The organism is Streptomyces sp. NPDC055078 (genome assembly GCF_053607985.1).
Map to the genome: position 1 here is coordinate 1 of NZ_JBSGUP010000580.1, position 726 is coordinate 726.

Here is a 726-nt window from a genome sequence, read left to right on the forward strand (position 1 = left end):
CCGTCCAGCTCCGCGCACCGTACGCCCAGCTCCGTCAGTTCGGCCGCGGCCTCGTCCACGGACGCCTGCACCTCCAGCAGGCTCGGCGCACCCGCCGAGCCGCCCTGCGCGAAGTGCGCGGCGAGAACATCGCCCTCGGCGGTGACGGCGGTGAGCCGGGGCCGGGCGTGGACGACGTCCTCGGCGTCCGCCAGCGTCCCGACGACCACGGTGTCCCGCAGCAGCCGCCGTACGGCGGGCATCAGCTCCACAGGTCCCCGCACCAGCTCCGCGGCGTAGGCGACCCAGCCGCCGGAAGGCCCCGGCCGCTCGTCGCCGTCCCCGGGGACGGGGGCGGGGACGGGGACGGGGGCGGGGTGCGCGCGGTCCGAGGCGGGCGCGTCCGGCCGCTCGCCGCCACCACGACCGAGAGCCGGGTGCTCGCCGCCACGGCGACCGGGAGCCGGGCGCTCGCCGCCCACGGAACCCGGGGCCGTCGCGGGCGGCAGGTCCGGCTCGGGGGCATCGGTCAGCAGTATCGCGGCGCGGCCCGCGTCGCTCTTGCGGAGCAGCCGCAGTGCTTCGGCGGCGGTCGCGGTGGTGGTGACCGCGACCGCGTCGGCGGCTGCACCGAGGGCGGCGGCCACGGGGATCTCGTAACCGGGGGCCACCGTGAGGAGTTCGGACGCCGGGCCGAGGAGGCCGCCGAGCCGGTCCTTCGCCGCGCGCCGCCCGCCGCTGCCGACA

Annotated in this window: 1 pseudogene; it reads right to left on the minus strand. The window is 79.2% G+C overall.

Annotated elements, in window-relative coordinates:
• Positions 1 to 726, minus strand: a pseudogene (locus ACWF94_RS32480) (chromosome segregation protein SMC); the annotation flags it as partial.